This is a genomic window from Ensifer sp. GW101-20A05, from assembly GCF_059424735.1.
Genome location: NZ_JBWKZT010000031.1, coordinates 20,407 through 27,986, shown reverse-complemented (window position 1 = coordinate 27,986; position 7,580 = coordinate 20,407). Strand labels below are relative to the sequence as shown.

The window sequence follows — 7,580 nt, the reverse complement described above, 5'->3', positions numbered from 1 at the left end:
ACAGTCAGAGAAATCAGATGCCTGCCATAGCGTGACGTCCATCACCCCTGCCAGATGGGGTCTCCTTGTCGCTTACGAAATATTCGCCCTCGATTTTTACCTTGCAGTTTCAGCGCGGGGCGGGGAGGCGCCCTTCAAAGCCCGGGTTGCTCTGGGGAAATTGCGCCGGAAGCGGCGGCCGACGCTATGGTTTGGGCCGCACTGGCACGCCCGGGTTCTAGAACTACATCAAGGTTAACCGAGCTTAACGTCAGACGGAGGAGGGAACGGGTGTACCTCCGGGGGCTTATTCGGCGCCGTCGTCCGCCGGCTGCTCTCCATCTAGATAGGCTAGGCGACGGTCGATCATCTCGCGCGCCTGAACCAGAGCCGCGCGGTCCGATGGCAGTTTGACGAACTGAAGCAATGCGGCATGGTCGGCAAGGTCTTTTCCGCGGAAAATCCAGTGATTGATATGGCGCGCCAGTAACTCGCGCAGAAACTGGCACATATCATGTAGGTCGTCGGCCGGACCACCGGCATGAACGTAGTCGTTCCTAAGCCGCGCGATGTGCTCGAGCTTCCATTTCGACAGCTCGGGCTCTAGCTCGGCGAACACGGCGCGTTCGAGCACCTTCTCATTGGAGCGGCTCTTTGCGTCGGGCTCGACATAGAGCTGTTCGAGCGCCGACCAGTAACGCAGTAAGCGGTGGCTGCTGTCGCGAGTCGCGAGGCCGTCTTGCAAGAGCAGGATCGCTCGAACCAGCACATCTGATAACGGATGACTATCGAGCGCTCCCAACGCCTTACGCGCCCAGGGTACTACCTGAAGGATGCGCTCCATTTGCGGGGGGTGCCGATTCCAAGCCTCCTCATCGTATTCGGGATTGTACCAGATGCGATCCTCGCCGCGGAATTCCTTCTTTTGGAACACGAAGTGGTTTGGCCCAGGCCAGAGCTTGCCTTCAGTCCAATAGCGGCCGCCCCAAGGAGTACGTCGCTGCCAAGTTTCGTAAAGATTGAGGAGTCCAAGCATGAGCTGGAATGCATCCATCATCCGATTGACCGCGCGGTCCTCATTCCGTTCGTCGCAGACGAGGATCACATATCCATAGGAGGCGGGCTTTCGTGGATAGATGCGACCGACGCCGTTTAGCAGATATTCTTCGCGCTGCAGCCAAGCGGGAAGATGCGCAGCCGTGCGGAGGCTCACCCCGCGCCAGTCCAGCTTGAACCCCTTGCTGTGCGCCATATCGCGGGCGCGGAATTTGGTCCACAGGGTGTAGGGCACGGCAGGCACTGCGAGCGCCTTCTTCTGAAAAGCGGTTGCGCTCGTGATAATCGCGTCGGCGTACATCGTGCCGGCGTAGCGGCATTCCAGGAGTGCCTTAGAGAATAGGCCAATTGCTTCCGAACGGCTGATCGCGGGAGTCACCACGAACGCATCGGGCAGGATTTCGAATAGTTCCTTGAAGTCATCGCGTCGGTACATGAGCCCGCCTTCGCTGAGCTCCGTACTCGCCACGAACTCGCGCAGTAGGGCATCGAGCATTGGGTCGGATACCCATTTCTTGCTTCGACTGATCTTCACGAATCCTGGTCCTCCGAGACGCGACCATGCGGCGCGTCAACTAATTGAAATAATCGGAAAATTATGCCGAGCGAGGGCACAATCGACTCCCAGGGTACCGGTCACACCGGCCACCTTAGATCGCCTCACGTGTGTGGACAGAGGAAATTCACAGCGGGCAGCAGGAACGGCCGCAATGTGGGCGAAGCAGGCGCAGAGCCACGATCAGTCAGGCGTCGGACCTTCCTGAATAATCTCGTATCCATTTACCTCAATATACACGACAGCGATGTCGCCTTCGGTAAAGACGAATCTGGGAGGATTTTCGTCTGTGATCGGGACCGAGATTATAGAGCCAGCATTAAGCCCTTTCTTGTAACTGTCCGTTCGAATTTCGACCACCGACCCAATGGTCGGGACACATTCTGAGTTTGTCTTAAAAAGCACCGTCCCACTCAATTCGAAGCGAAGTTCCATCGTGCCCTCTCAGCGTTCGGCAAAGAATCTCCTGCCAAGGAAGATACGCCGTTACAAACGGGGTGGTCCAGACGGATTGCATGTCCGTTCTCGACCGGTTCCCGGCGTCGTACAACTGCCCGTAATCACCCGGGACTGTGTTCCGGCAAAAATTGGACGCCGATTACACCACTGCCAAAAGCGGCCTTGCGACGGATAAGCTCACCCTACTAGCAAGGTACGCTGCGCAACGAAGGGGCAAGCTCCCAGGGAGTTCACTGTCCATCTGCGACCGGCAACATTCCGTGGTGTATTGCTCCTCTTGCGTCATGATGGACTACTGAAGCACTGGTGCAACTTCTGCCGCCACGAGCGGCTCATCCGCAGGTACGTCTGCTAGGAGGTTGTTTATTTCACTGTCTAGCGCGGCGATTCCATTCAATAATGCCTCGACACGTTTAAGCTCATCAGCAGGGTTCAGTCCCTGTCGCACGACAGTCCGCGTGGACGTATGAGCTGCCACGCCACGGAGTGCCCCAAAGGATTCCATGTCGGCGAGGAAGGCAGGATCAATCCGCCTGTGGTCAACACCGATTGGAATAAGAAGAGAAAGAAGGTTCTTCTCTTTAATCCCGTGATTTTCGTTCCGAACGAAGTGATGGAAGGCCGCGATGATCGGCGCGATGCGCTCGGAGATATCTATAAGTTCCGGCCAAGCCTTCCGTTTGTTTTCGCTTGGCGCTTGCAAGGTACTTGGCGGCTCCTCCATTGCACGACCACTGAAGCCGAGAAGGCAAAGGACAGTCCTGGAAACATAACGTCGCTTGAGCCAAGCCGCCCGAGCCTGAGACACAGTTTCGAGCGCTCGGTCTTCGAAAAACGATTCCACTTCAGCGTGAGCGAGAACACGAAACGCCAAGGCTTTGGTAGATATGGCCCCTGCATCGTCATATAGGCCCGTTGGATCAAATTCAGCAGGGAGGAGATGGTTTCGCAATATGGCAAGTTGCTCTACCAGCTCCTCGTACCTCGGAGACGCCATGACTAGACCCCGAACCCTTCGAACGCGATACCTACCTTGTGCAAATCCTCATCTGCGGGACGAAGTTTTGGTGTCTCGAAAGGCATATCCAAGGCACCTCGCAGCGCCAGTCCCCAACGTACAAAACGGGTTAGCGTGTTAGGCACCCCGGCGGTGTCACTCTCGGCGGCCGCCAAGAAGTCCTCGTCTGAGAGGATACCAGCGTAGGCGCCGCGGACCACGCCACCGTTATCTACCATGCCCTGCCTAATAGCAGGGTTCGCAGCATAGAAGATTAGGGCGTCAAAAATCGCCCGGTTGAAAGACATCGAACCCTGCTTACGAGCGACTGCCTCCACTCCAAAGATGTCGATTAGCGCTGCGGCACCGAGATCGAACTCTGCAATAAGACCTAAAACCTCGGCCTCTCGTGCAGGCCACTCTTTGTTAAGAGTGTCGCAGGTCGTGTCGAGGAAGTCTTTCATTCTCCCGCCATATCTGTTGAGGAAGAGTTGGAAGCTAAGGAAGCGCGTCAATAGTTCCACATCTCTCATGCGAGGATCGGCCGTCTCGCGTCCTAGAAGGGCTTGAAGCGGACCTGAGGCAGCCGCGCGATCATCCACCTCATTTGAGAAATGACCTGGAAACATAGCTTGGCGGAGTTCTTGAGGGGAAAGTTTCACACTACCTGTGTTCAGACGAAGAAATACAAGATGAAGAAAATCATGGTCCGGCCAGTTCCTGATGACGACCGTTCGAATTGTGTAGTTCAGGAATGCATTTAAATCCGCCTCGAGGCCCGGATCAGATAGGTCTTCATACCTCTTGCGTATGAGATCATCACGAGCCTCCAAGCCCGACAAGCGGAAGCCATTGTGCGGACCAGTAGCGTTTCCTGTGAACTGGAGAAGAGACAAAAGTCTCTGTTTTCCGTCTAAGACTATATACTTGCCGCGTTGGCCTTGCTTTTCAGCCAGTACAATCTGCGGAACAGGAAGCCCCAAGATCAGCGATTCAACGAACAGGCTTTTCCTCTGCCTCGACCATGCGTCCCGGCGCTGAAATCGCGGATTCATCTCGATATTACTTCGGGTCAGCTGAGATACGATTGTCTCCACAGTCCAGTCGGCAGAATGCAAGACAGCGTCTGAAAAGTTCTGTACCTGCCGAATATCCAATCCGGCATCCTGTTCCTCTGCAAATTCCACATTGACCTCAGACATCCAAGAACCCATCTCTTCAAAACCGGTTGCTTCCCCGACCGTGTCATATCTGTAGGTTGCTCCATGTTATGGTGCAAGCTCAGCCGACACTATGAGCTCCGCGAATAGTGGTAGTCGGTCACTACCCTTCCTTATTCGTGCTGGTGTCCAAGTACGCTGATCATCTGCCACTTTACAGGGAGGCCCAGATCGTGAGCCTCCAGGGTATTGATCTCGACCGCTCCACGCTGGCCGATTGGGTCGGTCGCGCCGCTTTCGAACTGCGCCCGGTCTTTGACGCTCTGATCGCCGATCTGAAGCGGTCGACGAAGCTGTTCATGGATGAGACCCGTGCGCCAGTGCTTGATCCAGGCTCCCGTAAAACCAAGACCGGATACTTCTGGGCGCTGGCCCGTGACAACCGACCGTGGAGCGGAGGTGATCCGCACGGTGTGGCCTTCACCTATGCTCCGGGTCGCGGTGGGCAGCACGCCGAACGGATATTGCAAGGGTTCACGGGCATCCTTCAGGTGGACCGGCTACGCCGGATATAACCGGTTGATCGCACCGGATCGCATCGGGCCGCACATTCGACTTGCCTATTGTTGGGCACATGCGCGTTGGCGGGGCGGTCGAGCGGCCGATCGAACTTGACCTCGACAGCGTCAAGGCGTCGCAAACCCCTCAAATTATATGACGACAGCCTAATTAATATCAAAAGTTGCACAAACGGAAAGACATTTCGCAAGTTTGTGCCTTCAGTATGTTGCTGACGCTAATTCCGAAATCGGGAATAGGAGGGCTCTTGGTCTCGAAATCGTAGGTTGCTTGGTCGACAACATGTCGCGCTTAGAGGGTTGATTGAAACTGCCGGGGATGGTGGGTGGTAATTGAGTTTTAGACATTCAAATCACAAAAATGCGCGTAGTCTGATGGTCGCCATGGGGGGTGGAGATGGCAACGGAAAACTCGGGAACATTGGCGCTGCTTATCGACGGCGATAATGCATCGCCAAAAATCATTGTCGGTCTAATGGCTGAAATCGCCAATTACGGAACGGCGAGCGTCAAACGGATTTACGGTGACTGGACAGGGCCGAATTTGAAGGGCTGGAAGGAATGCCTTCTCGAGCATTCGATTCAGCCAATTCAGCAATTCGCGTATACGACCGGAAAGAATGCGACCGATGGTGCGATGATCATAGACGCCATGGACCTGCTCTATACGGGACGTTTTTCTGGCTTCTGCATCGTCTCTAGCGACAGCGATTTCGCGCGGTTAGCGGCCCGCATCCGTGAACAGGCGGTCACCGTTTATGGGTTCGGTGAGCGCAAGACACCCCGGCCATTCATCACCGCTTGCGACAGGTTCGTTTATTTCGACGTCCTCAACGAAAACGGTGCAGAAATCGAAGAGGCGGCGGCTGCCGCTCCTCAGAAGCCCGCCGAGGCTAAACACGCCACCGCAAAACCCGCCGCGAAGAAGGCAGCCTTGAATAAGACGGCTCGAGACATGTTGATCAACGCTGTTATGGCGACCGCCGACGAAGACGGCCGAGCCAATTTGGCCCAGGTGGGCGGACATTTGGCAAAGCAAGCGCCCGACTTCGTCGCACGCAACTACGGCTTTGCCAGATTGAGTGACCTCGTAAAAGCCTCGGGCCTCGTCACCATCGAGCGAGCGCCGGACAATCCCAAAATCGTTATGGTTCGCCTCAAGAACGGGTAGGTTGAGGATACGCGTGCGATGGTTTTGGGGACGTGCTATTGATCGGGTGACGGGCATGGGCTGCCGAACAAGGTTTCTTGAACTTCTACACGCTGAACTCATCCCGCAATACTGCGACCACCCTTCGCGCGGTTGGGGGAGGGCAGGCTTCATGGACAACTCTGCCCAGGTTTCGGACGCCGATGCATGTGACTTCCTTCGTGCTTTCGAAGGCGGCCTGGTAAGGCATGTCGGACGCGGCTTGTATACAGCAGCAAAGAGCTCAGCCAAAGAGCAGTTGTTTTGGGAATTCGAAAAGAGTGCGGTACCCCGAACATTCACGATCTGGCTCGAGCCTGTCATCACGTTCGCCGCCCTCGCTCGGCTTCATTTCGAGTATGGCTGGCCTGCCGAGTTGATCGGCACTCAGTCAAAGAAATGGGAGTTCGACCTTGTGGCTTACCCAAAGGAGGACGCGGAGAACGAATCTATCGCTGCTGAAATCAAGAAAAGTGCCGAGGAGGTCGAAAAGCTCGTCGAACACATAACCTCACTACGTGGCGAGGGCATGGTCGATGTGACTGGTAATGCCACGATGCGTAACTCGATCAAGAAATACAACGGGTTAGTCGAGCGCGGCGCGAAGGTGTTCTGGGTTGTTGGGCCTGCGAAGCAGAGCTACATTTTCAAGGTGGAGCAACTTGGTGACAAGCGGATTACTCTCACACCTGGTGATGAAGACTTACTAAGGCATTCGAAATCCGTGTAAGCGAGCTATTTCGATGGTGCTGTCTGAGATCGAGGACTATGCCCTCGCAAAGCAAGCAGCAGGGAACCGAATCCGGCCCGAGATGAAGCGGACGGCTCGTAGCCGACTACCATGAACGCGCCGCTCCGGACGCATTTAAGCTTGATCCAGTCGCCGGAGCGGTCGGAACGATAAGGACTGTCCTGACGCTTGCCGACGATGCCTTCCAATTCCATCCTGCAGGCATGCTCAAGCAGTTCTGCCGGGTCGGCATGGACCTCTTCGGAGAGCAGGATCGCGCCGTCGTGGCCGCGCAAGGTTTCTTCGAGCAGATGCCGTCGGGTTCGATATTCGACGTTGCGGATATCGTGACCATCGAGGTAGAGGAGGTCGAACGCATAGAGCAGGGCCGGCGAGACCTGGTTTCCGATCTTTCGTCCGGATGCCCCGAGCGACTTCTGCAGCAGGCTGAAATCCGACCTACCTTGCTCGTCGAGAACGACTGCTTCGCCATCCAGGATCATCGATGTTGGTCCCAAGGCTCGAGCCGCTTCCGCAATCGCCGGGAACCGATTGGTCCAATCGAAGCCGCCTCTGGTGAGAATTTTCACGTGGTTGGCTTCGATGTGAACGTGCAGCCGGTAACCGTTCCACTTGCTCTCCCACCCCCAATCGCCGGTCAATGGTGGTCTCTTGATCAGAAAGGCAAGCGCCGGCTGGACGCGATTGGGCATCGGATCAAACGGGAGCTTTGGCTGCGCAGGATCGCGCGTGCGAATACGGCCGCTCTGCATCGAGGTCGTTTCGTCACGCAGCAACGGTTTCGATCTAGGCGGGCGAGGACGCTTAGTCATGCCGGCAGTGTATCAGCAAAGCTTAAAATTCCTTTGCGCGGTG

General features: G+C 55.9%; 5 protein-coding genes and 2 pseudogenes. 3 read left to right on the top strand and 4 right to left on the bottom strand.

Going from position 1 to position 7,580, the window contains the following annotated elements; all coding sequences use genetic code 11:
• Positions 1-286 precede the first annotated feature (286 nt).
• The 3 genes from AC070A_RS34030 to AC070A_RS34020 all read right to left on the bottom strand — a co-directional run bounded on the left by AC070A_RS34030 (position 287) and on the right by AC070A_RS34020 (position 4,249).
• Positions 287-1,570, bottom strand: coding sequence for a hypothetical protein (locus AC070A_RS34030; protein ID WP_162770998.1), 1,284 nt, complete (start codon positions 1,568-1,570; stop codon positions 287-289).
• A gap of 772 nt (positions 1,571-2,342) precedes the next feature.
• Positions 2,343-3,047, bottom strand: a complete 705-nt coding sequence (locus tag AC070A_RS34025; protein ID WP_113737572.1) for a hypothetical protein — start codon at positions 3,045-3,047, stop codon at positions 2,343-2,345.
• 2 nt (positions 3,048-3,049) lie between these two features.
• Positions 3,050-4,249 (bottom strand): DUF262 domain-containing protein, encoded by a 1,200-nt coding sequence (locus AC070A_RS34020; RefSeq protein WP_162770999.1) that lies wholly within the window; start codon positions 4,247-4,249, stop codon positions 3,050-3,052.
• A 134-nt stretch (positions 4,250-4,383) separates the two neighbouring features.
• Here AC070A_RS34020 and AC070A_RS34015 point away from each other — a divergent pair.
• The 3 genes and pseudogenes from AC070A_RS34015 to AC070A_RS34005 all read left to right on the top strand — a co-directional run.
• Positions 4,384-4,849: pseudogene (locus AC070A_RS34015) on the top strand (IS66 family transposase); the annotation flags it as partial.
• 333 nt (positions 4,850-5,182) lie between these two features.
• Positions 5,183-5,956: an NYN domain-containing protein gene (locus AC070A_RS34010; RefSeq protein WP_113737574.1), complete on the top strand. Its 774-nt coding sequence runs from the start codon at positions 5,183-5,185 to the stop codon at positions 5,954-5,956.
• A gap of 151 nt (positions 5,957-6,107) precedes the next feature.
• Positions 6,108-6,704, top strand: a complete 597-nt coding sequence (locus AC070A_RS34005) for a hypothetical protein (RefSeq protein WP_113737575.1) — start codon at positions 6,108-6,110, stop codon at positions 6,702-6,704.
• Between the two features lie 50 nt (positions 6,705-6,754).
• Here AC070A_RS34005 and AC070A_RS34000 read toward each other — a convergent pair.
• Positions 6,755-7,537, bottom strand: a pseudogene (locus tag AC070A_RS34000) (ATP-dependent DNA ligase); the annotation flags it as partial.
• Positions 7,538-7,580: the final 43 nt, after the last annotated feature.

Excerpts from the sequence above, each read along its gene's own strand:
- AC070A_RS34010 (WP_113737574.1), top strand. The coding sequence starts at position 5,183 with ATGGCAACGGAAAACTCGGGAACATTGGCGCTGCTTATCGACGGCGAT.
- AC070A_RS34005 (WP_113737575.1), top strand. The coding sequence starts at position 6,108 with ATGGACAACTCTGCCCAGGTTTCGGACGCCGATGCATGTGACTTCCTT.
- AC070A_RS34025 (WP_113737572.1), bottom strand. The coding sequence starts at position 3,047 with ATGGCGTCTCCGAGGTACGAGGAGCTGGTAGAGCAACTTGCCATATTG.
- AC070A_RS34020 (WP_162770999.1), bottom strand. The coding sequence starts at position 4,249 with ATGTCTGAGGTCAATGTGGAATTTGCAGAGGAACAGGATGCCGGATTG.